The following is a 24814-nucleotide window of genomic DNA, read 5'->3' as shown; positions in this document are numbered from 1 at the left end:
CAGAATGAGGCAATAATGCTTCAAACCAGGGAAGAATGAGATGACGGTAAAAACAGCAACAAAACCAGCAACTGCTGCAAAAGCAAGCAGTAAAGCTGCGAGCACAAAAGCTCCAAAAGGCGCGCCTTTAACGGAAGCTGAATTGCTCAAGATGTCCGAGAAGGACTACATGAGTGCTGCCCAGTTAGATTTTTTCCGTCAAAAATTACTTACTCTCAAAGATGACATTCTGAAGAATGCCTCCGAGACAACAGAACACCTGCGCGAAAATATTTTGGTTCCAGATCCTGCCGATCGCGCTACGATTGAAGAAGAGCATGCATTGGAATTGCGCACTCGTGATCGCGAACGTAAGCTCCTCAAAAAAGTAGAGCAAGCATTAGCGCGTATTGAATCTGGCGACTATGGTTGGTGTGAAGAAACTGGTGAGCCAATCGGCTTGAACCGTTTAATCGCAAGGCCTACAGCCAATTTATCTCTTGAGGCTCAAGAGCGTCGTGAACTCCGTCAAAAATTATTTGGCGAATAAATTTTAAGTAGCAATGACTAAGCATTTACCAACTATTAGCGATATCTCTCCTTTGTTGAAGGCGGAGATTCTGGCTGAGGCTTTGCCTTACATCCGTTCGTATCACGGCAAGACAATTGTGATCAAGTACGGCGGAAACGCTATGGTTGAAGAGCGCCTCAAAGAGAGTTTTGCGCGCGATGTTATTTTGCTCAAACTCGTTGGCATGAATCCTGTAGTGGTTCATGGCGGCGGACCACAAATTGATGAAGCCCTCAAGAAAATTGGAAAGACCGGTACCTTTATTCAAGGTATGCGCGTGACCGATGAAGAAACCATGGAAGTGGTGGAGTGGGTTTTGGGTGGTGAAGTGCAGCAAGATATTGTGATGTTGATTAACCACTTTGGTGGCCAAGCTGTAGGCTTGACTGGTAAAGACGGCGGACTCATCCGCGCCAAAAAAATGTTGGTTGCCGATGAAAAGAACGCTGGCGGAACAATTGATTTGGGATTTGTTGGTGAAATTGAGGCTATTAATCCTGCAGTTGTAAAAGCCTTACAAGACGATGCTTTTATCCCGGTGATTTCTCCGATTGGATTTAGCGAAGAAGGTCAGGCCTACAACATCAATGCAGACTTAGTTGCTGGCAAGATGGCTGAAATTTTGCACGCAGAGAAGTTGGTCATGATGACGAACATTCCAGGCGTGATGGATAAGAACGGCACTCTCTTAACTGACCTCACTGCCCGTGAAATCGATGGCTTGTTTGCTGACGGCACGATTTCTGGCGGCATGTTGCCCAAGATTTCTTCTGCATTAGACGCAGCAAAGAGCGGTGTTAATTCAGTGCACATTATTGATGGTCGTATTGAACATTCTTTATTGTTAGAAATTCTGACCGAGCAAGCGTTCGGTACGATGATCCGTTCTAGGTAAGTAAATAAGCATGCGCGAATCTTTAGAGCCGGCAGATATTAACGACAGCAGTGCTGATGCTGGTAAGTCGCGCAAGCGCCCCAAGCCGGGTGAGCGCCGCCTGCAGATCCTGCAGGTCCTCGCAGAAATGTTGCAAAACCCGAAGGGTGAGCGCGTTACTACTGCTGCCTTAGCAGCCAAAATTCAAGTTTCAGAAGCGGCCTTGTATCGCCATTTCGCAAGTAAAGCCCAGATGTTCGAGGGCCTCATTTCGTTTATTGAGCAAACGGTCTTTGGTTTGATTAATCAGATCAACCAAAAAGAAGAGTCTGGCCTTGCTCAAGCACGCGGTATTTTGCAAATGCTTTTGTTCTTTGCAGAAAAGAATCCTGGTATGACTCGCGTTTTATTGGGCGATGCTTTGTTACAGGAAGACGATCGTCTGCAAGAGCGTATCACTCAGGTCCTAGATCGCGTTGAAGCATCTCTTAAGCAGGCTTTGCGCATTGCCCAAACTCAAGGCGGCAATTGGGCGCAGCTTGGTCAAGAAGAAGTCAGCATTCGCGCTGCTATGTTGATGAGTTTTGTTTTGGGCCGTTGGCATCGCTTTGCCCGTAGCGGATTTAAGAAGTTGCCCACAGAAGCGTCCGATGTTAGTTTGCGCCTTCTCCTGTCAGAATGAGCGAGCTAAACCTCTCTAGAAATACTATTCATTTTGCCGAGCCCCTGCCTTTGCAGAGTGGCGCTGTGTTGTCTGGCTACGATTTAGTCATTGAAACCTACGGCAAGCTCAATGCAGATAAAAGTAATGCTGTTCTAGTTTGTCATGCACTCAATGCTTCCCATCATGTAGCTGGTCCAAGCCCAGAAGACCCAACAGATATCGGTTGGTGGGACAACATGATTGGCCCAGGCAAACCTGTTGATACCAATCACTTCTTCGTCATCGGTGTAAATAATTTAGGTTCATGCTTTGGTTCAACTGGGCCTATGAGCATTAATCCTGCAACTGGCAAGCCCTATGGCGCTGAGTTTCCAGTGATCACTGTTGAGGACTGGGTGAACACGCAGGCGCGCTTGGCTGATAAGTTGGGTATTCGTAAGTTCGCTGCTGTGATGGGCGGTAGCTTGGGCGGTATGCAGGCAATGGCTTGGGCTATTCAGTTCCCCAAGCGAATAGAGCATTGCGTTGTAGTCGCATCCACTCCAAAACTGAGTGCACAGAACATTGCATTTAATGAAGTGGCGCGCAATGCCATTTTGTCTGACCCCGACTTTCATGGCGGTAACTATTACGAGCATGGTGTAGTGCCTAAGCGCGGCTTACGTTTAGCCCGCATGGTTGGGCACATTACCTATTTGTCTGATGATGATATGGCCGAAAAATTTGGGCGCGAATTACAGCGCCCTAATGGCGAATCCAATGACTACCGCTTTAGTTTTGATGTTGAATTTGAAGTTGAAAGTTATCTCCGCCATCAAGGTGATAAGTTCTCAACCTATTTTGATGCCAACACTTACTTGCTAATTACCCGTGCGCTCGATTATTTTGATCCTGCACGTCGTTACGATGGCAGTCTTAATCGCGCCCTAGCTGAAGTGCAAGCCAAGTTTTTGGTGGTGAGCTTTTCAACAGACTGGCGCTTCCCACCGAATCGTAGTCGCGAAATTGTGGAATCTTTGCTGAGCAATAAGAGCGAAGTGACTTATGCGGAGATTGATGCGCCTCATGGGCATGATGCTTTCTTATTAGATGATGCTCGATATCACAATTTGGTACGAGCCTACTTCAAGCAAATGCGCGAGACCCAATCATGAGTAATCTCAATAAACGCGCCGACTTTGCCGCTATTTCCAATTGGATAGCGCCGAACGCTCAAGTGCTAGACCTTGGTTGTGGCGATGGTAGTTTCTTAGAGTTTCTACAGAAGCAAAAGCCAGTTCATTCCTATGGTGTTGAGATTGATGATTCACGTGTGCTGTCATGTGTGCAAAAAGGCTTGAATGTCATCCAGCAGGACTTAGAAGGTGGCCTGGCACTTTTTGAAGACAATAGTTTTGATACGGTTGTTCTGTCACAAACTTTGCAAACCATTCATCAAACTGAAAAGATTTTGCGTGAAGTTGTGCGTGTAGGAAAAGAATCGGTAATTTCGTTTCCTAACTTTGGTCATTGGTCGCACCGCCTTGCTGTGGGTTTGGGCCGTATGCCGGTCTCAAAGAGCCTGCCTTATCAGTGGTACAACACGCCAAACGTGCGCGTACTCACTGTTACTGACTTTGAGAAGCTAGCCTCCAATCTTGGGCTCAAGATTCTCGATCAATGTATCTTGCATGAAGGTCGCCAAGTCACTTTGATGCCGAACCTTTTTGGCAGTCTTGCCTTATTCCGCATTCGTCGCGCCTAGGATAAAAATACAAAGGTGTTAACTGCAGTCCAATCTTGGATAAAAGATTTTCGGGTTTATCTCGAATGGCCTTGCCTGCGCATGCTATTTCTGGGCTTCTCCGCAGGCCTACCTTTGCTCCTCATTTTGGGAACCCTTAGTTTTTGGTTGCGTGAAGCCGGCATTGATCGCAGCACTATTGGCTACTTAACCTGGGTCGGCTTGATCTATGCCTTTAAGTGGATGTGGGCACCTCTCGTAGATCGTTTGCAAATTCCCTTGCTAACGAGATTGTTTGGGCGCCGCCGCAGTTGGTTGCTTTTTGCGCAGGCACTCATCATTTTGGGTCTGGTTGGCATGTCGACTTTAGATCCGAAGCTCGCACTCAATTCGATTGTCTGGTGCGCCTTGTTGGTGGCCTTTGGTTCTGCTACTCAAGACATTGCTTTAGATGCATTTCGGATTGAATCTGCCAATAGTGATCATCAGGCAGCTTTAGCTGCAACCTATCAAACCGGATATCGACTGGCCTTGATTTGGGCTGGTGCTGGTGTTCTTTGGCTTGCTGCTCGTGCTGAAACGGGTAGTGGATACGATGCGAGTGCATGGCAATTTGCTTATCTCTGTATGGCTGCTTCCATTGGCGTTGGTGTGATTACAACCTTGCTAAGCAAAGAGCCAGTCAAGTATGAGTTGGCAAAAGTGCGTACCGCCAAAGCATGGCTATATCAAACGCTTGTTGAGCCTTTTGCAGAATTCATCACCCGCTATCGTTGGCATGCAGTATTGATTTTGTCTTTGATTGCCGTATATCGCATTAGTGATGTTGTGATGGGCATTATGGCCAATCCATTCTATGTGGATATGGGCTACACCAAAGATGAAGTTGCCGCCGTCAGCAAAGTATTTGGAGTGGTTATGACTTTAGTGGGCGCATTTCTTGGCGGCGTACTCACCTTGCGCTTTGGTGTTTTGAGAATCTTATTTGTAGGCGCTGTACTCTCTGCAGTCAGCAACTTATTGTTTGCCTGGTTGGCAACACAAGGCCATGACTTGCATGGCTTGATTTGGGTAATTTCTGCAGACAACCTTAGCTCAGGTATTGCGAGTGCAGCCTTTATAGCTTTTTTATCTTCGCTGACGAACATCCGCTATTCCGCTACTCAATACGCTTTGTTTAGCTCGATGATGTTGCTGCTACCTAAATGGTTGGCGGGTTTCTCAGGGGTGTTTGTTGATAATTTTGGTTACCAGACATTCTTCTTTGGTACCGCCATTATTGGGGCTCCGGTGCTGCTCTTAATTTGGGCCACGATTCATTTCAAGATCGTGCAGATCAAAAAAGAAGGGGAGTAATCTCCCCCGCCGTTTTTTTGCTGCAATTTACTACCGCTTAAATCTTCCAGTCGTAATCCACAGTGAGTGGTGCGTGGTCTGAAAATTTTTCATCTTTATATACGGCGGTTTTCTTAGCGCTTTGCGCAATACCTGGTGTGCTGATGTGATAGTCAATGCGCCACCCCACGTTTTTTGCATAAGCCTGTCCGCGATTACTCCACCAGGTGTAACAAGCCTCAGTCGCCTCAGGCTCGAGCTGACGAAAGACGTCGACGTAACCTACTTTACTAAATAGATTGGTTAGCCATGCGCGCTCTTCAGGTAAAAACCCAGAATTTTTGAGATTACCTTTCCAGTTCTTCAGGTCGATTTCTTGATGGGCAATGTTGACGTCTCCACAAAGCACAATCTCTCGACCTGATTTTTTGAGGGCTACGAGATGTGGCAAAAAGCTATCAAGATAGCGGTATTTAGCCTCTTGTCGCTCAGGCGAGCTGGAGCCAGAGGGCATGTAAACCGAAATAACAGAAAGCCCTTTAAAGCGCGCTTCTACATAACGCCCCTCAGCATCGAACTCTTCATTGCCGTACCCGTACAAGACCTCATCAGGCTTATGAGGGGTATAAATTCCGCAACCGCTATAGCCTTTCTTCTCGGCATGATGGAAATAGGCATGCATACCATCGGGATTGAGAATGGCGTCTTCCAAATCATCGCGCTGGGCTTTGAGCTCCTGCATGCAAATGAAGTCGGCCTTTTGCTTTACGGCCCATGGCAGAAAGCCTTTTTTGACTGCGGAACGGATACCGTTGAGGTTCGCGGAAATGATGCGTAACATGTAGGCCTATGAGCTCAAATAATTCAAATCAAGATAACTTTATACGTTTTGCCTTAGAGGCAAAGGTTTTGTCCTTTGGGGAGTTTAAAACCAAAGCCGGCAGACTCTCGCCTTATTTCTTTAATGCTGGCGAATTCAACGACGGCGCTCGTCTGAGTGCTCTAGGCCGCTACTATTCCAAAGCATTACAAGAGTCGAGGCTGCAATTCGACATGCTTTATGGCCCAGCCTATAAAGGAATCACGCTAGCAGCTGCTACAGCAATCGCTTTGGCTGATGACGGCATCAACGTTCCTTACGCCTATAACCGCAAAGAAGCAAAAGATCATGGCGAAGGCGGAGTCTTGGTGGGGGCTCCTGTTAAGGGGCGAGTAGTGATTATTGATGACGTGATTTCTGCTGGGACCTCTGTGAGAGAGTCGGTGGATCTGATTCGCAAGGCGGGCGCAGAGCCTGCTGCAGTATTGATTGCTTTGGATCGTATGGAGCGTTCAGGTAACGCTGTGGATATTGGCGATAAATCTGCTGTGCAAGCAGTGGAGCAAGAGTTTGGTTTGCCGGTGATTTCGATTGCGAACCTGACTGGCTTGATGTCATTCTTAACTGCATCAAGCGATACCCAGCTAACCAATTATTTGCCTGCAGTAAAAGCGTATCGTGAGAAGTACGGCATCTAAGAGCACTCGCTTTTAGATTTCTGTTTCACCTTCAAATACCGTGACTGCTGGACCCGTCATGATGACTGATTGAGTAACGCCATCAACAGTTCCGGCCCAAGCAATTTGTAGATCGCCGCCGCGTGTATGCACCTTTACAGGCGAATCTAATAAACCTCTGCGAATGCCAGAAACAACTGCCGCACATGCGCCGGTGCCGCAGGCCAATGTTTCACCTGCGCCACGCTCAAACACGCGCAATTTAATTTCATTGCGATTGATAACTTGTAGATAGCCTGCATTTACTTTTTTGGGGAACGCTGCAAACTCTTCAATCTCAGGGCCTTCTTCAAGCACAGGCGCGCTATCAACATCGCCAACCACTTGAACTGCATGTGGATTACCCATAGATAAAACACCAACCAAGCTGTCGTGTGTAGCTGGGTAGTTCAGCGGAAGTGCATATAGCGTCTCTTGAAACTCTTGCACGCTAGCTAAACCAGTTGCATTAAATGGAATGTGGCTATGTTCAAAAATAGGCGCACCCATATCCACCTCTACTTGCCCATCGGGATGAGATTTGAGGGTAAGCACGGTGTGCGCTACTTCAACGCGCAAGGGATTCTTATTGGAAAGGCCTTGATCCAATACAAAACGTACAAAGCAACGAGAGCCATTGCCACATTGCTCCACTTCACCGCCATCAGAATTAAAAATGCGATATCGAAAATCGGCATCTGCGCGCGTCGCTTTTTCAACCAGCAGAATTTGATCTGCGCCAATACCAAATTGGCGGTGTGCCAATGCTTGCCACTGTTCACGCGTAATGCCGCTAAGGTCTTGATTGATGCCATTGAGCACAATGAAATCATTGCCAGCACCATGCATTTTGGTGAAGCGTAACTTGCGCACTGGATTGTTTGTATTGGTGCTCAAAATATTTCCATTTAATCGTAAAGACTCGGCTCGCCTGGCGGCCGATGTTTAAAGCGTTTATGTACCCAATAGTACTCCGCTGGTCTTTCACGAACAAGCTCTTCAATATATTGGTTGAGGCGCGCAGTATCTTGTTCCACATCATCGCTTGGAAAGTTAGGCAAGGGCGCACTGATGTGGCAGGTATAGCCCTTGCGATCTTTGTTTAACGTCGTTGTCATGAGACAAACTTCAGCCCCGCTGAGCCTTGCTAGGCGGGATACAGAGGTAATGGTATTGGTTTGGATGCCGAAGAAGGGAACAAAGACTGAATCCCGCGGCCCTAAATCAATATCTGGCGCAATAAAAATAAAATTACCCGTTTGAATTTCGCGAATGAGATCCCGTAAGCGACTTTGTCTTTCAATCGACTTGCCACCAAAACGATTTCTCCATTCAATCATTTTTTGATTGAAGAAAGGATTCTTCATGTTTTGATAAAGACCAGCACCTCGTGGCCAGTCGTGTTGATTGGCCAATACGGAAAGTGCCATAAAGCCACCTTCAAGGCCAACAAAGTGTGGATTAATGAGAAGTCGTGGTTTGCGATCTCCTAAGGTGATCGCTGATTCAATGGTGACGATATCGGTAATTTGTTTGCCGCTACCAAGCCAGATGCGACTTCTCTCTAGTACGCTGCGACCAAATAATTTCCAGTGCTCAATTGCAAGCTTGTCTATTTCTTCTTCGCTCAGATTCGGAAAGCACAAGCGCAAATTGGTTTTGACTACCTTGCTACGCCCATTCGGAATATGGGCCGCAAGCCAACCCAGGCCATAGCCCACATGAACAGTAATCGTATAGGGTAAAAAAGCAAAGAGGCGCAGAAGGCTGAGCGCCAAGAAATTGAGAAGGTTTTGTAACCAGGTCATTCCAGAAATGATAACGAATTAATTTAATTGCTTGGAGGCAATTCTGCACCAGCGGGATGCTTGTAGCGGTTGTAAGACCAAATAAATTGTTCAGGTGCGACAAGAACTGCATTTTCAATGGCAATGTTTAGTTCTGCGGCGGCAGTGTTGGCATCTTCGGACAAAGGCGCAAGGCGAGTTGCTTGCATTAGCCAGCCTTGGCCGGTACCTTTTCGCTTGGCGGTAAACATCACTACTGGTGTGTTATTTCGATTGGCGAGACGAGCCGGTAATGGCGTTGTGTAGGCTGGGCGTCCAAAGAATGGAACCCACACACCTTCACCACCGCTAGGCACTTGATCTGGAAGAATGCCAATGGCCTCGCCTCTAGTGAGTGCTCTAGTCATTTGACGCACGCCATTAAGGTTGGTTGGAACAAAATGCATATTGGGGTAGGCGCGACCTTCTTCCACCACTTCATTAAGCCATTCTTGGCGCGAGGGTCGATACAGAATGGTTGCGGGGAAATGTTGCGCCAAGACGCGGGGAATGATTTCAAAGCCGCCTAGATGGGGTGTAAGCATAACCAGACCATGCCCTTCGCCAATCGCCGCCTCAACGACATCCCAGTTTTCCACTTCAACTAATTTCAGTGCTTTTTGTGGGTTGCGCCAAATCCACAGGCTGTCTGAAAAAAGCATGCCAGATGCTCTGATGGCCTCCCAAAGCTGCAATGGCAATTTGCGAGCTTGGACTACGGCTTCATATTGAGGTCGAAAGAGTGAGCGGTATTGCTTTGAGCCAACATAAGCGAGCATGCCTAAAGAAGCCCCAATTGCCTGAACTAAGGCAAGAGGAAGCACGGCAATCGTATTGAGACAGAGCTTAAGCAGGATTTTTCGCACCCCCTAATGATATTCAATGCCGCTCTTACTGTGTGGATTTCGGCCCGCCTTGCCCAATTAGCGGCTTTTCGGATAAAATTCTGTCATCGCTGAGTTAAGGCAACTTGCAGGGCGATTCATAAATTCTGCTAAAGCGTCGCCGTTGTAGTTCCTGGCACGTCGAGTTGTCCCAATGATCGTGTTAATTACTAAAGGAATATGCAATGGCAAACGATTACTTCTTTACCTCAGAATCTGTTTCTGAAGGTCACCCCGATAAAGTAGCAGACCAAATTTCTGATTCGATTCTCGATGCCATCTTGGCTCAAGACCCAACTGCACGCGTTGCAGCAGAAACATTGTGCAACACCGGCTTAGTAGTTTTGGCTGGTGAAATCACTACTAATGCAAACGTTGATTACATCCAGGTTGCTCGCAATACATTGCGTGAAATTGGTTACGACAATACTGATTACGGTATCGACTACAAAGGCTGTGCAGTATTGGTTGCCTATGACAAGCAAAGTCCTGATATCGCTCAAGGCGTTGATAAAGCTCATGATGATGGCTTAGATCAAGGTGCTGGTGACCAAGGTTTGATGTTTGGTTACGCTTGTGATGAGACTGCAGAGCTCATGCCTTTGCCAATTCACTTGTCACATCGTTTAGTTGAGCGTCAATCCCAATTGCGCCGTGATGGCCGTTTGAACTGGTTGCGCCCTGATGCAAAGTCACAAGTGACATTGCGTTATGTGGATGGCAAGCCTGACTCTATCGATACAGTTGTGTTGTCTACTCAGCATGATGAAGATATTTCTCTCGAAAAATTGCGCGAAGCGGTAATCGAAGAAATCATCAAACCAGTATTGCCTAAGCATTTGATCAAAGGTGCGATTAACTTCTTGGTTAACCCAACAGGTCGTTTTGTTATCGGCGGTCCACAAGGCGATTGCGGTTTAACTGGTCGCAAAATTATTGTGGATACCTACGGTGGCGCAGCTCCTCACGGCGGTGGCGCTTTCTCTGGTAAAGATCCGTCTAAGGTTGACCGCTCTGCCGCGTACGCTGGTCGTTATGTTGCGAAGAACGTAGTTGCTGCTGGTTTGGCAAGCAAGTGCTTGATTCAGATTTCTTACGCGATTGGTGTTGCTAAACCAACTTCAGTGATGGTGAGCACATTTGGCACAGGCAAGATTTCCGATGAGAAGATTGCTCAATTAGTTTCCGAGCATTTTGACTTGCGTCCAAAGGGCATCGTGAAGATGCTCAACCTCTTGCGCCCAATTTATAAGAAGACTGCTGCTTATGGCCACTTTGGTCGTGAGGAGCCAGAATTTACTTGGGAGCAAACAGACAAGGCGGCTGCATTACGTGCCGCAGCAGGTCTATAAGTAGAAAATACGCAGTTTGTAGGTGTATTGAGGTGAAATATGCCGTAATTGTTTACAATTACGGCATACCTTCAAGGAGCGTTGCAAGGAATACTGAGACCCAGTACTTCCCCAGGCTTGAAGGGAGTGGATTCCTAAACGGAGTTTGCTAATTGCAACCGCGCTCGCTAACCCATGATTCAATGGCTAGCGAGTTTCTACTCCAGCATTGGATCGTATTTAGCTGGAGCATTAATGAATACCGTTTCTGATTTAAATAACTTTGTTGCAACTCGTTGCGCGATTGCTGATATCACTTTGGCTGACTTTGGTCGCAAAGAAATCGCGATTGCTGAAACTGAGATGCCTGGCTTGATCGCTATTCGCGACGAGTTTGCTGCACAACAGCCATTACGCGGTGCACGCATCACTGGTTCATTACATATGACCATTCAAACTGCAGTATTGATCGAGACACTCGAGGCACTTGGTGCTGAAGTGCAATGGGCATCTTGCAATATTTTCTCTACACAAGATCATGCTGCTGCGGCAATCGCTGCTAATGGCACTCCTGTATTTGCGATTAAGGGCGAGACCCTCGAGCAATACTGGGACTTTACCCATCGTATTTTTGAGTGGGCTGACGGCGGCTACACAAACATGATTTTGGATGACGGTGGCGACGCTACTTTGTTGTTGCACCTTGGTGCACGCGCTGAAAAAGATCAAGCTTGCTTGAATCACCCAACTAGCGAAGAAGAAACCATTTTGTTCGCAGCCATTAAGAAGAAATTGGCGCAAGACCCGACTTGGTATTCAACACGCTTGGAAAAAGTAAAAGGCGTTACAGAAGAAACCACTACAGGCGTACATCGCTTGTATCAAATGTTTGCCAAGGGCGATTTGAAGTTCCCAGCAATCAACGTAAACGACTCCGTTACTAAGAGCAAGTTCGACAACCTCTACGGTTGCCGCGAATCTTTAGTTGATGCGATTAAGCGCGCTACTGACGTGATGGTTGCCGGTAAGGTTGCAGTAGTTTGCGGCTACGGCGACGTGGGCAAAGGTTCTGCACAAGCATTGCGTGCTTTGTCTGCTCAAGTATGGGTTACTGAAGTAGACCCAATTTGCGCATTGCAAGCTGCGATGGAAGGTTACCGTGTTGTAACTATGGATTACGCTGCTGACAAAGCAGACATCTTTGTTTCTGCAACAGGAAACTACCATGTGATTACGCATGACCATATGGCTAAGATGAAGAATCAAGCCATCGTTTGTAACATCGGCCACTTTGATAATGAGATCGATGTTGCTGGTATTGAAAAATACAAGTGGGAAGAAATTAAGCCACAAGTTGATCATGTGATTTTCCCAGCAGCCAATGGCAAGCCTGAGAAGCGCATCATCATTTTGGCTAAAGGCCGTTTGGTTAACCTCGGTTGCGGTACAGGACATCCTTCTTACGTAATGAGCTCTTCATTTGCAAATCAAGTGATTGCGCAAATTGAATTGTGGAATGCAGTAGGTACAGATAAATACCCAGTCGGTGTTTACACATTGCCTAAGCATTTGGATGAGAAGGTTGCTCGTTTACAGCTCAAGACTCTCAATGCAGAGTTGACTGTGTTGTCAGATCAGCAAGCTTCTTACATTGGCGTAACAAAGGAAGGCCCATATAAGGCTGACCACTACCGTTATTAATCCAATCACTGTTCAATAGATATCTAGGCCCAAAATCATGGAATTAAGCGTCGAATTCTTTCCTCCAAAAACACCTGAAGGTGAGAGTAAGTTGCATCTTGTGCGTGAGCGTTTTTCTGAAACGCTTAAGCCTACGTTTTATTCCGTGACCTTTGGTGCCGGTGGTTCTACTCAGTCTGGCACATTAAAAGTAGTGAGCGATATTCATGCTGCCGGTGCAGCAGTTGCTCCCCACTTATCTTGTGTTGGTAGCTCACGTGAAAGCGTGCGCGAGATGCTCAAGCAATATCAAGCGTTAGGCGTAAAGCGTATTGTGGCCTTGCGCGGTGACTTACCATCTGGCATGGGCCAGTATGGCGAGTTTCATCATGCCAATGAATTAGTTGAATTTATTCGCGCAGAAACAGGCGATTGGTTTCATATCGATGTAGCTGCATATCCAGAGACGCATCCACAGGCAAAGTCCCCTGCGAGTGATGTGGATTTCTTTGTGCAAAAAATGAAAGCGGGCGCGAACTCTGCGGTCACCCAGTATTTTTATAACAGTGACGCCTACTTCCGTTTTGTTGATGAGGCATATGACCAGGGCGTAACTCAGCCGATCATCGCGGGCATTATGCCGATCACCAATAGCAGCCAGTTATTGCGATTCTCAGATGCATGCGGCGCAGAAATTCCGCGCTGGATTCGTTTGCGTCTTCAATCTTATGGCGATGACATTGCCTCTATTCGTGCATTTGGCGAAGAGGTGGTGACTGACTTGTGTGACCAGTTATTGACGGCTGGCGCACCTGGAATTCATTTCTACTCGCTCAATCAGGCTGATGCAGTTTTGGCTATTGCAGATAACTTAGATTTAACGAAGTAATCCAGACTCCGTCAGGAGCATATCCAATGGCTCATCGTGCGTTTGAGCAGCCCATTGAGAATCATCTAATTTTTGCCAATTAAACCCAATCCCCATGCAAATGAGGTTTGGGTTATTTTTTCGTAGCTGTGCCAGAGTGCGATCGAAGTATCCGCCACCGTAACCTAGGCGCCAGTAATGTGTTTTGCCGTTAACTACAGAGCAAGACCAGCCAACACAGGGGATGAGGATGCAGTCAGGCGTCAGTTGCGGGCGTGCAGGATTTTCTGGGTTGGGCTCTGGTACGCCATGCTTGCTTTGAATTAATTGATCCCCTTGGCGCCATTCATAAAAATCCAGATGTTTATCGGGGCGCGCAAATGGCAGTGAAAGAGTCCTATTGGGGGCTTTTTTAGCCCAAGCCACCAAGGCAGAGCGCAAATCGATCTCATCCTGAATAGGCCAATATAGAGCGATAGATTGCCAGGAATCGCCTTGTTCCGATAGCAGTTCATTTAAGTGATCGATGAGGCGCGCTTGAATTTGAGCGTAATCGTGCTCGGCAGCAAACATAGTCCGCTGGTTCAATAAATTTTGACGAAGAGTTTTTGCTGAATTACCGTGCATATCGATCATTATCAGGCGAAAATTAAAGGATATAGTAATCAAGTTGTTGCCTGGCCACAGTCAGGTAAATAGATATAGGGTTAGATGGCAAGAATGAAGTCCGCAATTTTCAGTAGCAAGCACCTTTTGATGGCTAAGATTTTGATCTTGGGCCTAGCGCTTGGCACGTCTAGTAGCTTTGCAGAAAAAGCCAAAAAGCCAAGCCTACCTAAGTCATATGAGAGCAAAGCTGCTCCCGCAGAAATTACCGATACCGATCGGATGTTTATTGATCTGCGTGAGGCTGCAAAAAAGAACGATGTATTTCGGACTCAGCAACTCTCTTCAAATTTAGCCAACTATCCATTTGATGATTACGTAACTTATTTCCGCATCAAGCCACAGTTGTTTGATAGCGCTGGAGGTGCACGTAATGACTATGGCGCGGATGCTCAAGTCGTTGCGTTCTTAAATCAATATCAAGGCACAGCCCTGGCAGATCGTATGCGCAATGATTGGCTTTTGGTTTTGGGTAAGCGCAGAGATTGGGCGCGCTTTGATGCTGAGTACGCTAAATTTGTATTGGATGACGATACGCAAGTGAAGTGCTACTCCTTGCTATCTAAGCTATCTCAGGGCGAGAACCCAACTAAGCTAGCAATTGATTCGCGCTCAGTCTTATTGGACCCGGGTTACTTTGGGCAGGCTTGCCAAGAGTTAGTGCCCTCACTAGTTGCTGCTGGCGGCATGTCTCCTAGCGAAGCAAAGGCGATTGGCCGCGCTGCCAGTGAAAGGGGTTATGACACCATGGCGCGCCGCCTTGGTGGCGAAGATCCGATAGGAGATATTGTGAAATCTGCTAAGGCAGATCCAGCAAAAGCGTATCGTGACTTTTCTCAAAATGCATCGCGCTACAGTAAAGAGAACCAAGCAGTTGCATGGGGTGTGATCGGGCAGTTTTTGGCTAAGAAGTTGGATCCCAATGCGGATGATGCTTATCGTTTACAGCAGGAGCTTGGCTACAACGAGCTGCTTTCAGTTGAATCTCAAGAGTGGAAAGTGCGAGCTGGATTACGTGCCAAAGACTGGTCCCTAGTAAAGAACGCGATTGATGGCATGAATCCAGCGGTGCGCGCTAAAGATCCCGCATGGACTTATTGGTATGGTCGCGCATTAAAAGCGGAAGGCCAGGACGCTAAAGCCAAAGACAGTTTTGAGTTGATTGCTGATCAATACAACTTTTACGGTCAACTGGCGCGTGAAGAGTTAGGTAAATCAAATCATGCGCCCGCTAAGACTAAGGTGACTGAGCAAGAGATTGATGCAATGGCAAGTCGTAAAGGCTTTATTCGTGGTGAGCGCTTATACGCCATGAACTTGCGCTTTGAGGGTAATCGCGAGTGGAACTGGGAATTGCGCAACATGACTGATAAGCAGTTATTGGCTGCCGCTGAGTATGCGAAGCGTATTCATCTATATGACCGTGTTGTGAATACCGCTGATCGTACAAAGCAAGAACATGACTTTAGTTTGCGTTACCCAACACCATTTAAAGAAGAGCTATCCCCCATTGCGCGCCAAATCGATTTGAATCTTGCTTGGGCATATGGTTTGATTCGTCAGGAGTCGCGCTTCATCATGAATGCCTCCTCTTCTGTTGGTGCTTCCGGGTTAATGCAAGTGATGCCCAATACTGCTAAGTACGTAGCCAAAAAAATTGGCATGACGAATTACACCAATGACAAGCTGAGCGACACTAATACCAACCTGACATTGGGTAGTAATTATTTAAATATGGTTCTCGTGGATCTGGATGGTTCTTGGGTTTTGGCTTCAGCAGCCTATAACGCAGGGCCTTCTCGATCAAAAGCTTGGCGTGAAAAATTATCAGGCCCAACCGAAGGCGCTATCTTTGCAGAAACCATTCCATTCACTGAGACACGTGTGTATGTGAAGAATGTTCTCTCCAATGCGAATTACTATTCATCTGTAATGAATGGCCAAACACAATCTTTAAAGCAACGATTGGGTGTAATTGCGCCGAAGGCTGCAACTCAATCTGAACTTCCTTAAACAATTAATTGCCCCTCCAGGCAAAGAGAGCCTCATATGAAATACGACATCCTTCTGATTGGCGGCAATGGATTTGTAGGGCGAGTGATTGCGGCGCAACTCCAGCTTGCAGGCTATTCTGTATTGATCCCAACAGGCCACTTGGCTGCCGCACGTGAATTACGAATGCTGCCTAAGGTCCACGTTGAAGATGCTGATATTCATGATTTTGATGAACTGCAAAGTCTTTGTGGGCGTATTGATAAAAATGGAGCAGTGATCAATTTGGTAGGTGTCTTGCATGACAAGCCAGCTCAGCCTTATGGAAAAGTATTTAAGGCGGCTCACGTAGATTTGCCAAAAAATATTATTACTGCGATGCAGTTACATGGCTTAAAGCGCTATTTGCACATGAGTGCACTGGGCGCAGATTCTAATGGCCCTTCTATGTATCAGCGCAGCAAAGGCGATGGTGAGGCTGCAGTCAAGGCAAGTAATTTAGATTGGACCATCTTTAGACCATCAGTCATCTTTGGCTCACAAGATCAATTTATTAATTTATTTTCTAAATTGACCAAGCTATTCCCTGCTATGCCTTTAGCTAACCATCAGGCTAAGTTTCAGCCGGTGAGTGTGGATGATGTTGCATCTGCTTTTGTGAAATCCTTATCAATGCCACAAACAATTCATCAATCTTATGATTTGGTGGGCCCAACGATTTATACGATGAAAGAAATCGTTGAATTTGCCGCTCGTAGAGCAAAAACAAGTTGCGCCATTATTCCGGTACCCGCTTTTGTGGGTTATTTGCAGGCGCTCGCATTTGAGTTCTTGCCCGGACCCACTTTAATGTCTCGCGACAATATTGCCTCTATGCAGTTGCCCAATACCTTGCCCGCAAACGGTGTCGATGCACTGACGGCAGTATTCAAAATGAGTCGTCGTAGCCTAGAGGGCATGCAGTAATGAAAGTCTATGCAGTAGGCGGCGCTATCAGGGACACCCTGATGGGTTTGCCTGTGCACGACATTGATTATGTTGTGGTGGGTTCCAGCGTAGAAGAAATGATTGCGAAGGGCTACCGCCCTGTAGGAAAAGATTTCCCAGTCTTCTTGCATCCAGAGACCCAGGCTGAATACGCACTTGCGCGCACTGAGCGCAAGACGGGCCAAGGCTATAAAGGCTTTCATTTCTATGCCGATCCTTCCGTTACCTTGGAGCAAGATTTAGAGCGTCGTGATTTAACAATTAATGCAATGGCGCAAGAGGTAGGCGCAGACGGAAAACAGTTTGGACCAATTATTGATCCTTATAACGGTCAAGAAGATTTAGCCGCCAAAATATTTCGGCATGTGTCCGATGCATTTGCAGAAGATCCACTACGTCTATTGCGTATCGCTCGATTCTCTGCGCGTTTCCCAGAGTTTAGGATTGCCGATGAAACGCTCATAGCGTTAAAGGCAATTGTTCAGTCGGGTGAGTTAAAGACTTTGTCGGCCGAGCGTATTTGGCAGGAGCTAGCTAGGGGCTTGGTTGCTGCGAAGCCCATGCATTTGTTTCAGGTCCTATTAAATACGGGCGCTGCTAGTACGTTATTACCGACGACATTGGTTGCCAAGTTATCTGAAGAGTCTTTTCGCGAGGCGTTAATTACGCACTTCTCATGCGCCAGCAATGGCTTGGATGAGCGTTGCGCAATTACCCTGATGGATTTGCCTGCTGGTGAAATTCGCTCTTGGGCTGATTGTGTTCGTATGCCAATCGAAGTGCGTGATTACTCTGAAATCTTTAGCGACCTAAGAGTTTTAGTGAATAAATACCTCAATCATCCTTATCAAGCTACAGATATTTTGGCTTGGTTTAATCGTGCAGATCTGTGGCGCAAGCCAGATCGCGCTCAAGCGACTTTGAATCTTGCTGATAAGTTGGGGATGAATGCATTGCCTATAGCAGATGCAATGAAGAACGCCCAAGCAATCAATACCGCAGAAATTATTGCAAGCATTGCAGCAGAGGACCGATCTAATGGTGAGCGTATTGGCAGCGCTTTTGAGTCCGCAAGATTAGCTGCAATTACTGCAGCGCTAAATTCTTAAAACAAGTTACTAGAGCCTATTTCTGCCGCGTAGACCAGGCAGATCTTCAAGGACATGGCCGGGCAACAAACTTTCTAAGTTCTTAGAAAATGCAAAGGCCTTAAAGAGTTCACCCATCTCCGCCTCGGACAATAGTTTTTGTAGAGAGTTCGAGATAGGAAGAAATGTTTCTGGGTCACTAGGATCGCCAATCTCAAGTGCGATATCGCCAATGCCTGCATCTAGCAGGTATGCAGCCTGATTAGTGAGATACACATCATCTACATTTTCTGTCAATGCACTACGTGCAATCTGTGACCAATCAACGTGCGTTGTTAGGTCACAAAGACCTGGGAGATAAAAGGGGTCTTGAATCGCATGATGACGATGATGAGCCATCAGCGTACCCTCAAGTCTTTGAGGGTGATAGTACTCACTCTCTGGAAAGCCATAATCGAATGTCAGAAACAAGCCAACTTCTAAATGCTTTGCGACTTGCTGCATCCAAGCGTTTGCCGGTGTGTGTAGTTCAGTGACATAACCCTCAGAGAAGTTGCCGCTTAATAAACTCTCGGGAAGCAACTTTTGTTCAATGGGTGAACCCGCTTTCCAAGTGAGGGCCTCATTCTCGAGAGCAACTCCATGCCAATACCAAAAGCCATCTTTAAAAATGATGGCATCACACGGAATGGCATCGATCACTTCATTAGCAAGAATGATGCCTTTGAAATTTTTAGGTAATTCACTCAGCCAATGACATTGCGTTGTTAGACTAAGTTGTTTAACCGTTGCATTAATTCTTTCCTGTTGACGCTGCGCTAAATCTGGCGAAATTTCAATAATGTCGTAACGGTCTAATTGAAATCCAAGGTCATTTAGCCGTGTGAGTATGGATGTGGTTAGCTTTCCAGTGCCTGCGCCAAACTCTAAAATTTGTGTGGGCAAACCTTTGTCTTTTAGGCCCTCAAGTACCGGTAGGAGGGTTGAGCAAATAGCCGCGCCAAATAAGGGGCTCAACTCAGGGGCGGTAGTGAAATCACCCCCAGCACCTAGCTTATGGGCCCCCGCGCTGTAATAGCCCATACCGGGCTCATATAAGGCCATCTCCATGTAGCGAGAAAAGGGTAGCCAGCCGCCCTGGGAGGCGATTTGAGAGGATATTTTGGCCTTTAGAAGAGCACTATGCTCCGTTTCAAGGCTGGTCAAGGTAATATCCATAGCTCGCTAGTCTAAGAGAATTTAATTGAACCCTAGTTCAACATCCCCATCCCAGCAACCAAAGGCAGTTTTAGTGACTGGCGCCGCAAAGCGTCTCGGTCGAGAAATTGCCTTGCAGTTTGCCCGTCAGGGCTGGGATGTTGCTGTTCATTATGGGCGATCAGGCCAAGAGGCTGTCCAAACCGTTGAAGAAATTCAGGGATTCGGAGTTAAAGCACAGGCTTTTCAGGCAGATTTAGCTGATGAAGTCTCAACGACCAATCTTTTTAAAGCAGTCAGCAATGCTTTTCCGCATCTGAGCTGCTTAGTCAATAGTGCCTCTATTTTTGAATATGATCGCGCCAGTTCAGATACTCCTTTAAGCGGAAAAAGCTTACAAGAGCATATGCAGGTTAATTTGACGGCACCAATTTTGTTATCTCAACTGATGTTTGAATGTCAAAAAAGCAAGTCAAACAGATCAGAGGTTGTTCCATCGGTAATTCAATTGCTAGATCAAAAACTCATTAATCTCAATCCAGATTATTTATCTTATACGCTATCAAAAGCTGCGCTACTTTCTTCAGTTGAATTATTGGCAATGGATTTTGCGCCGCATCTACGAGTGGTTGGATTGGCGCCTGGAATCTCGCTCCCATCTGGCGATCAAACGAATGATGGTTTTTCTAAGGCGCATCAAATGACGCCATTAGGAAAATCTTCAACACCTGCGGATATTGCAAAAGCAGCAGTATTTTTAGCGGAATCCAACGCTATTACTGGGACCACTTTATATGTAGATGGTGGACAGCATTTATTGCCCTCTACTCGCGATGTGATGTTCAAAACCAATTAAGTATTTTTATAAAGCAAATATTCATGCACGCTATTCTTTCTCATCCTGCTCTTGTTGACTGCCGTCGCTTATTTTTGCGTGACTATGAAATCTATATCAACATCGGCGTTCATGACTTTGAGAAAAAAGCAGAGCAACGCGTTATCTTGAATGTAGACCTCTACATTCCTCTCGGAATGAATACGCCAACGAACGATCAACTGGATGAAGTGGTGGACTACGACTTTATGCGTGAAACCATTAAGGCTAGGGCCTCTCAGGGGCATATCCACTTGCAGGAAACCTTCTGTGATGACATCGTGACAGCCATGCTGTTACACCCTAAGGTATTGGCTGCACGAGTGAGCACGGCTAAGCCTGATGTGTATCCAGATTGCCACTCAGTGGGTGTTGAAGTATTTCGTATTAAAACGTCTTAGAGCAACAGTGTAGAAAAGAACGTAATAGTTATGGGCGATATTCGTAAAGCTGTCTTCGAAGAAAACAAGTTAGAGAAAAAACTCTGTCGCTTGGTTGGCCAAGCCATTGGCGACTTTGGCATGATTGAAGATGGCGATAAGGTGATGGTGTGCGTATCTGGCGGTAAAGATAGTTACGCCATGCTCGATATTTTGATGAAGTTGCGTGAGCGTGCGCCAATCAATTTAGAAATCGTCGCGGTGAATTTAGATCAAAAGCAACCCAACTTCCCTGCAGAAATATTGCCTAATTACTTAAAGGGTTTGGGCGTTCAATATCACATTGAAGAGCAAGATACTTACAGCATTGTGAAGCGTGTGATCCCTGAAGGCAAAACTACTTGTGGATTGTGCTCACGTTTGCGTCGTGGAATTTTGTATCGCGTGGCAGATGAATTGGGTGCAACAAAGATTGCATTAGGACATCATCGTGATGACATCCTAGAAACCTTGATGCTCAATATGTTTTATGCAGGCAAGCTCAAGGGTATGCCACCAAAACTAAGGTCTGATGATGGCAAGCACATTGTGATTCGCCCATTGGCTTATGTCCCGGAGAAGTTGCTAGAGCGTTATGCGACAGATATGAACTTCCCAATCATTCCATGTGATCTCTGTGGCAGCCAGCCCAATCTGCAGCGCCAAGTGATGAAAGAAATGCTGCGCGACTGGGAGAAAAAGCACCCAGGTCGAGTCGAGAACTTATTTCGCTCCATGCACCATATCGTCCCATCCCATTTGATGGATGGGGAGGCTTTTGATTTCAAAAACCTGGAGATTTCTACCGAACTCACTGGAATTGCCGCTAGATCTGCTGGCGACAAGGCGATTGATGAGGCGGAATTAGACGAATTAGCCTGTGGAACCATGATTCCGGGGACTTATAATCCCCCTTTATGAATATCGTCATTTTGGCTGCTGGGCAAGGAAAGCGGATGAAATCCGCTCTGCCCAAGGTCCTGCAAAATCTAGCAGGCAAACCCCTCCTTCAGCATGTTCTCAGTACCGCACTTTCGCTGCAGGATAAGAAGGCAAAAACAGGCCCCGTTGTCGTTGTTGGGCATGGAGCGGCAGACGTTAAATCATTTCTATTAAATTCCAGCAAAGAAAATCCAAGCTTTAGCAAAGTGGTGACTGCACTTCAGGCCGAGCAAAAGGGTACCGGTCACGCTTTATTACAAGCGTTACCAAAATTAGATGTTCAAGAGCCCACACTAGTTTTGTACGGTGACGTTCCACTGACAACAAAAAAGACTCTCGCTAAATTAGCAAAATTAGCGGATGGCGTGCGAGGTCAAGATAGTGCGCTTGCACTCCTGACGCAAAACTTAAGCAATCCCACTGGTTATGGCCGTATCGTGCGCGATGCCGATGGCTCAGTAAAAGAGATTGTTGAAGAGAAAGATGCAACTCCAGCGCAAAAACAGATTCAAGAAATCAACACCGGCATCATGGTGCTGCCAACGAACTCATTAAAAAAATGGTTAAAGGCTTTGCGTGCAAGCAATGCACAGGGCGAATATTACTTAACCGATGTGATCGCCATGGCAGTCAAAGATGGCGTGCCAATTCGGACAACACAGGCCGATGATGAGTTTGAGACTGTTGGCGTTAATAGTCGCGATCAACTGGCTACACTTGAGCGCGTTCACCAACTTAATATCGCCAATCAATTAATGGATGCAGGCGTATCTCTTGCTGATCCGGCGCGCATTGATGTGCGCGGTACTTTGGAGTGCGGTACAGACGTAGCAATTGACGTGGGATGTGTATTTGAAGGCTGCGTTACTTTAGATGCTGGTACAAAGATTGGTCCTTACTGTGTGATTCGCAATAGCGTTATTGGTAAGGGCGTAGTGATTCATGCATACAGCCATGTAGATGGTGCAAAAGTTGGCAATCAATCTCTGATTGGCCCATATGCTCGCTTACGCCCAGGCGCAGATTTAGCAAACGATGTTCATATTGGTAACTTTGTTGAAGTGAAGAACAGCAAAATTGCTGCCAATAGCAAGGCTAACCATTTGGCTTATGTTGGCGACTCTATTGTTGGTTCACGCGTCAATATTGGTGCCGGTACGATTACTTGCAACTACGATGGCGTTAACAAGCATCAAACGATTATTGAAGATGATGTTTTTATTGGCTCAGATACGCAACTCGTTGCGCCAGTGCGTGTAGGCCGTGGCGCCACATTGGGTGCCGGTACGACACTCACCAAAGATGCGCCAGCAAATCAGTTGACTGTATCGAGAGCAAAGCAAATTTCATTGCAGTGGCAGCGCCCTGTAAAGCAAGAAAAAAAGAGCACTATTAAAAAGCCGGCCGCAAAAAAAGTGGTAGCTAAAAAGGCAGTAATAAAAAAATCAGCAAAGAAGACCACGAATAAAGTGGTTAAAAAAGTAGTTAAGAAAACTATAAAAGGTAAAAAATAATGTGCGGTATTGTTGGCGCAGCCTCCCATAAAAATATTGTTGATGTTTTGGTTGAGGGCTTACGCCGCTTAGAGTACCGCGGTTACGACTCTTGTGGTTTTGCGGTCATCAATGGCAATGATGCTAAACACCCAATTGAACGGGCGCGTACTACGGCACGCGTTTCGGAGTTAGCTGAGCAAGGCAAGGATTTTATTGGCACCCTCGGTATTGCGCATACACGCTGGGCAACTCACGGCAAGCCAGACACACAAAATGCTCACCCACATATTTCCAATGGATTAATCGCGGTTGTTCATAACGGCATTATTGAGAACTACGAATCACTTCGCGCAGAATTAAAAGCTGCTGGATATGTGTTTACTTCTGAAACTGATACTGAAGTGATCGCGCATTTAGTTCATCAGCAATATGTTGCTAGCGGACAAAAAGATATTGCACAGTCGGTTAGAGCAGTGCTCCCAAAATTGCATGGCGCCTATGCTATCGGCGTAATTGCCCAAGACAACCCAAGCACCCTGGTGGGCGCACGCGTCGGATCACCTCTAGTGGTTGCAATAGGGGACCATGAGCACTTCTTAGCGTCTGATGCCCTAGCTTTGGCTGGCCGTGCTCATTCCATGCTGTATTTGGAAGAGGGTGATGTTGCAGTTCTCAAGGCAGATAGTGTTGAGGTGATTGATCAAGCGGGCAAGCCTGCCCAAAGAGAGTTGAAGCCTATGCCGGCGCAAGCCGACTCGGTTGATTTGGGGCCGTATCAGCACTACATGCAAAAAGAAATTTTTGAGCAACCTCGTGCGATTGGCGATACGCTTGCCAACATTGCTGAATTTGGTCCCGGATTATTTAATGCAAGTCCTGAAGACTGGAAAGCCTTCGATCAAATTTTGATTTTGGCTTGTGGTACTAGCTACTACTCCGCTTGTGTTGCTAAGTATTGGTTAGAGGACATCGCTGGTATTCCGACGCAAGTAGAAATTGCGAGTGAGTACCGCTATCGGACTACCGTCCCCAATCCAAAAACGTTGATTGTTGTTGTTTCGCAATCTGGCGAGACAGCTGATACCTTGGCTGCTTTACGTCATGCCAAAAGCTTGGGACATAAATTCACTTTAGCAATTTGCAATGTGGCTAGTAGTGCCATGGTTCGTGAAACGGATTGGCATTTTTTAACTAAGGCTGGCGCTGAAATTGGTGTTGCTTCAACGAAAGCATTTACTACGCAACTCTTGGCCTTGTATCTCTTGGCAGTTTCATTAGCGAAACGTGCCGGCAGAATCTCTGCTGAAAAAGAAAAAGAATTACTTCGCGAATTACGTCACCTTCCTAAAGCCTTGCATGCAGTGTTGGCTCTTGAGCCGCAAATTATTGCGTGGAGCGACGCATTTGCTAAGTGTGAAAATGCGCTCTTCTTAGGTCGCGGCCTGCATTACCCAATCGCACTAGAGGGCGCCTTAAAGCTGAAAGAAATTTCTTATATCCATGCAGAGGCATATCCTGCTGGGGAGTTAAAGCATGGACCGCTTGCGTTGGTGACAGATAAGATGCCAGTTGTGACAGTTGCTCCAAAAGATGAGTTGCTAGAAAAACTCAAATCCAATATGCAAGAAGTGAAAGCGCGTGGCGGCAAACTCTATGTTTTTGCTGATCATGACACCGAGATTGTTAATAGTGATGGCATTAATGTCATCCGCTTGCCAGAGCACTATGGCAATCTTTCACCTATCCTGCACGTAGTACCTCTACAGCTGTTGGCATATCACACAGCCTGTGCACGCGGTACTGATGTGGATAAGCCTAGAAATTTGGCTAAGAGCGTTACTGTCGAATAGACTGCCTTCACTGATTTTGTGAAAGAATGAAC

The 24814-nt window shown here is 46.5% G+C and carries 24 protein-coding genes and 1 riboswitch; of the genes, 18 read left to right on the top strand and 6 right to left on the bottom strand.

Annotation, left to right across the window (positions count from 1 at the left end; translation table 11 throughout):
- Nucleotides 1-40: 40 nt before the first annotated feature.
- Genes dksA through ICN10_RS04225 form a run of 6 tightly spaced genes read left to right on the top strand, consistent with a single transcriptional unit; the run spans nucleotide 41 to nucleotide 5167 of the window.
- Nucleotides 41-529 carry an RNA polymerase-binding protein DksA gene (gene dksA / locus ICN10_RS04250; RefSeq protein ID WP_216213042.1) on the top strand — a complete coding sequence of 163 codons (489 nt, stop codon included), beginning with the start codon at nucleotides 41-43 and terminating at the stop codon, nucleotides 527-529.
- 13 nt (nucleotides 530-542) lie between these two features.
- Nucleotides 543-1445 carry an acetylglutamate kinase gene (gene argB / locus ICN10_RS04245; protein ID WP_216185208.1) on the top strand — a complete coding sequence of 301 codons (903 nt, stop codon included), beginning with the start codon at nucleotides 543-545 and terminating at the stop codon, nucleotides 1443-1445.
- 10 nt (nucleotides 1446-1455) lie between these two features.
- Nucleotides 1456-2106: a nucleoid occlusion factor SlmA gene (slmA, locus tag ICN10_RS04240; protein WP_216213039.1), complete on the top strand. Its 651-nt coding sequence runs from the start codon at nucleotides 1456-1458 to the stop codon at nucleotides 2104-2106.
- On the top strand, nucleotides 2103-3242 hold the full coding sequence (locus ICN10_RS04235) for a homoserine O-acetyltransferase (protein ID WP_216213036.1): 1140 nt from the start codon (nucleotides 2103-2105) through the stop codon (nucleotides 3240-3242). The genes slmA and ICN10_RS04235 overlap by 4 nt, the downstream gene beginning before the upstream one ends.
- The gene (gene metW / locus ICN10_RS04230; RefSeq protein ID WP_216213033.1) at nucleotides 3239-3832 is read left to right on the top strand and encodes a methionine biosynthesis protein MetW; all 594 of its coding nucleotides are present in this window, start codon (nucleotides 3239-3241) and stop codon (nucleotides 3830-3832) included. The genes ICN10_RS04235 and metW overlap by 4 nt, the downstream gene beginning before the upstream one ends.
- A gap of 15 nt (nucleotides 3833-3847) precedes the next feature.
- Nucleotides 3848-5167 carry an MFS transporter gene (locus ICN10_RS04225; protein ID WP_370626192.1) on the top strand — a complete coding sequence of 440 codons (1320 nt, stop codon included), beginning with the start codon at nucleotides 3848-3850 and terminating at the stop codon, nucleotides 5165-5167.
- Nucleotides 5168-5204: 37 nt separating this feature from the next.
- On the opposite strand, the gene ICN10_RS04220 is transcribed toward ICN10_RS04225, so the two are convergent.
- Nucleotides 5205-5987, bottom strand: coding sequence for an exodeoxyribonuclease III (locus ICN10_RS04220; RefSeq protein WP_216213031.1), 783 nt, complete (start codon nucleotides 5985-5987; stop codon nucleotides 5205-5207).
- 8 nt (nucleotides 5988-5995) lie between these two features.
- Here ICN10_RS04220 and pyrE point away from each other — a divergent pair, with 8 nt between their 5' ends.
- Nucleotides 5996-6664: an orotate phosphoribosyltransferase gene (pyrE, locus tag ICN10_RS04215; protein WP_216213028.1), complete on the top strand. Its 669-nt coding sequence runs from the start codon at nucleotides 5996-5998 to the stop codon at nucleotides 6662-6664.
- Nucleotides 6665-6676: 12 nt separating this feature from the next.
- Here the strand turns inward: pyrE and dapF are convergent, their stop codons facing one another.
- Genes dapF through ICN10_RS04200 form a run of 3 tightly spaced genes read right to left on the bottom strand, consistent with a single transcriptional unit; the run spans nucleotide 6677 to nucleotide 9374 of the window.
- The gene (dapF, locus tag ICN10_RS04210) at nucleotides 6677-7531 is read right to left on the bottom strand and encodes a diaminopimelate epimerase (protein ID WP_216215156.1); all 855 of its coding nucleotides are present in this window, start codon (nucleotides 7529-7531) and stop codon (nucleotides 6677-6679) included.
- A gap of 59 nt (nucleotides 7532-7590) precedes the next feature.
- Nucleotides 7591-8490 carry a lipid A biosynthesis acyltransferase gene (locus tag ICN10_RS04205; protein WP_216213025.1) on the bottom strand — a complete coding sequence of 300 codons (900 nt, stop codon included), beginning with the start codon at nucleotides 8488-8490 and terminating at the stop codon, nucleotides 7591-7593.
- A 23-nt stretch (nucleotides 8491-8513) separates the two neighbouring features.
- Nucleotides 8514-9374 (bottom strand): lysophospholipid acyltransferase family protein, encoded by an 861-nt coding sequence (locus ICN10_RS04200; RefSeq protein ID WP_216213022.1) that lies wholly within the window; start codon nucleotides 9372-9374, stop codon nucleotides 8514-8516.
- A gap of 203 nt (nucleotides 9375-9577) precedes the next feature.
- On the opposite strand from ICN10_RS04200, the gene metK reads away from it, so the two are divergent.
- The 3 genes from metK (at nucleotide 9578) to metF (ending at nucleotide 13292) form a co-directional block, all read left to right on the top strand.
- Nucleotides 9578-10744, top strand: a complete 1167-nt coding sequence (gene metK, locus ICN10_RS04195) for a methionine adenosyltransferase (RefSeq protein WP_068319810.1) — start codon at nucleotides 9578-9580, stop codon at nucleotides 10742-10744.
- A gap of 67 nt (nucleotides 10745-10811) precedes the next feature.
- A riboswitch (S-adenosyl-L-homocysteine riboswitch) is annotated at nucleotides 10812-10917 on the top strand.
- Nucleotides 10918-10978: 61 nt separating this feature from the next.
- The gene (ahcY, locus tag ICN10_RS04190) at nucleotides 10979-12424 is read left to right on the top strand and encodes an adenosylhomocysteinase (protein ID WP_216215155.1); all 1446 of its coding nucleotides are present in this window, start codon (nucleotides 10979-10981) and stop codon (nucleotides 12422-12424) included.
- Nucleotides 12425-12461: 37 nt separating this feature from the next.
- Nucleotides 12462-13292 (top strand): methylenetetrahydrofolate reductase [NAD(P)H], encoded by an 831-nt coding sequence (metF, locus tag ICN10_RS04185; RefSeq protein ID WP_068319806.1) that lies wholly within the window; start codon nucleotides 12462-12464, stop codon nucleotides 13290-13292.
- Here the strand turns inward: metF and ICN10_RS04180 are convergent.
- A complete protein-coding gene (locus tag ICN10_RS04180) occupies nucleotides 13281-13907 on the bottom strand; it encodes a 5-formyltetrahydrofolate cyclo-ligase (protein WP_216213018.1) in 627 nt (208 codons plus the stop codon). The two genes, metF and ICN10_RS04180, sit on opposite strands and share 12 nt — an antisense overlap.
- A gap of 84 nt (nucleotides 13908-13991) precedes the next feature.
- Here ICN10_RS04180 and ICN10_RS04175 point away from each other — a divergent pair, with 84 nt between their 5' ends.
- The 3 genes from ICN10_RS04175 to ICN10_RS04165 are packed head-to-tail and all read left to right on the top strand — an operon-like array spanning nucleotide 13992 to nucleotide 18025.
- Entirely contained in the window at nucleotides 13992-15950 is a 1959-nt protein-coding gene (locus ICN10_RS04175) for a lytic transglycosylase domain-containing protein (protein ID WP_216215153.1), read from the top strand.
- A gap of 36 nt (nucleotides 15951-15986) precedes the next feature.
- On the top strand, nucleotides 15987-16895 hold the full coding sequence (locus ICN10_RS04170; RefSeq protein ID WP_216213013.1) for a complex I NDUFA9 subunit family protein: 909 nt from the start codon (nucleotides 15987-15989) through the stop codon (nucleotides 16893-16895).
- A complete protein-coding gene (locus tag ICN10_RS04165) occupies nucleotides 16895-18025 on the top strand; it encodes a polynucleotide adenylyltransferase (RefSeq protein ID WP_216213011.1) in 1131 nt (376 codons plus the stop codon). Before ICN10_RS04170 ends, ICN10_RS04165 begins: the two co-directional genes overlap by 1 nt.
- A gap of 9 nt (nucleotides 18026-18034) precedes the next feature.
- Here ICN10_RS04165 and ICN10_RS04160 read toward each other — a convergent pair whose 3' ends face one another.
- A complete protein-coding gene (locus ICN10_RS04160; protein ID WP_216213008.1) occupies nucleotides 18035-19222 on the bottom strand; it encodes a class I SAM-dependent methyltransferase in 1188 nt (395 codons plus the stop codon).
- 25 nt (nucleotides 19223-19247) lie between these two features.
- Here ICN10_RS04160 and ICN10_RS04155 point away from each other — a divergent pair, with 25 nt between their 5' ends.
- The 5 genes from ICN10_RS04155 to glmS are packed head-to-tail and all read left to right on the top strand — an operon-like array spanning nucleotide 19248 to nucleotide 24782.
- A complete protein-coding gene (locus tag ICN10_RS04155) occupies nucleotides 19248-20057 on the top strand; it encodes an SDR family oxidoreductase (RefSeq protein ID WP_216213004.1) in 810 nt (269 codons plus the stop codon).
- A gap of 23 nt (nucleotides 20058-20080) precedes the next feature.
- Nucleotides 20081-20476: a dihydroneopterin aldolase gene (locus ICN10_RS04150; protein ID WP_216213001.1), complete on the top strand. Its 396-nt coding sequence runs from the start codon at nucleotides 20081-20083 to the stop codon at nucleotides 20474-20476.
- Between the two features lie 30 nt (nucleotides 20477-20506).
- Complete coding sequence (ttcA, locus tag ICN10_RS04145; protein WP_216212998.1) at nucleotides 20507-21415, top strand: tRNA 2-thiocytidine(32) synthetase TtcA; 909 nt, start codon at nucleotides 20507-20509, stop codon at nucleotides 21413-21415.
- A complete protein-coding gene (glmU, locus tag ICN10_RS04140) occupies nucleotides 21412-22950 on the top strand; it encodes a bifunctional UDP-N-acetylglucosamine diphosphorylase/glucosamine-1-phosphate N-acetyltransferase GlmU (protein WP_216212992.1) in 1539 nt (512 codons plus the stop codon). Before ttcA ends, glmU begins: the two co-directional genes overlap by 4 nt.
- The gene (gene glmS, locus ICN10_RS04135) at nucleotides 22950-24782 is read left to right on the top strand and encodes a glutamine--fructose-6-phosphate transaminase (isomerizing) (protein WP_216212989.1); all 1833 of its coding nucleotides are present in this window, start codon (nucleotides 22950-22952) and stop codon (nucleotides 24780-24782) included. Before glmU ends, glmS begins: the two co-directional genes overlap by 1 nt.
- Nucleotides 24783-24814: the final 32 nt, after the last annotated feature.

Origin of the sequence: Polynucleobacter sp. 86C-FISCH, from assembly GCF_018882415.1 — a bacterium.
GTDB lineage: Bacteria > Pseudomonadota > Gammaproteobacteria > Burkholderiales > Burkholderiaceae > Polynucleobacter.
Note: the sequence above shows the minus strand (reverse complement) of the source record. Positions and strands in the feature narration are given on the sequence as shown.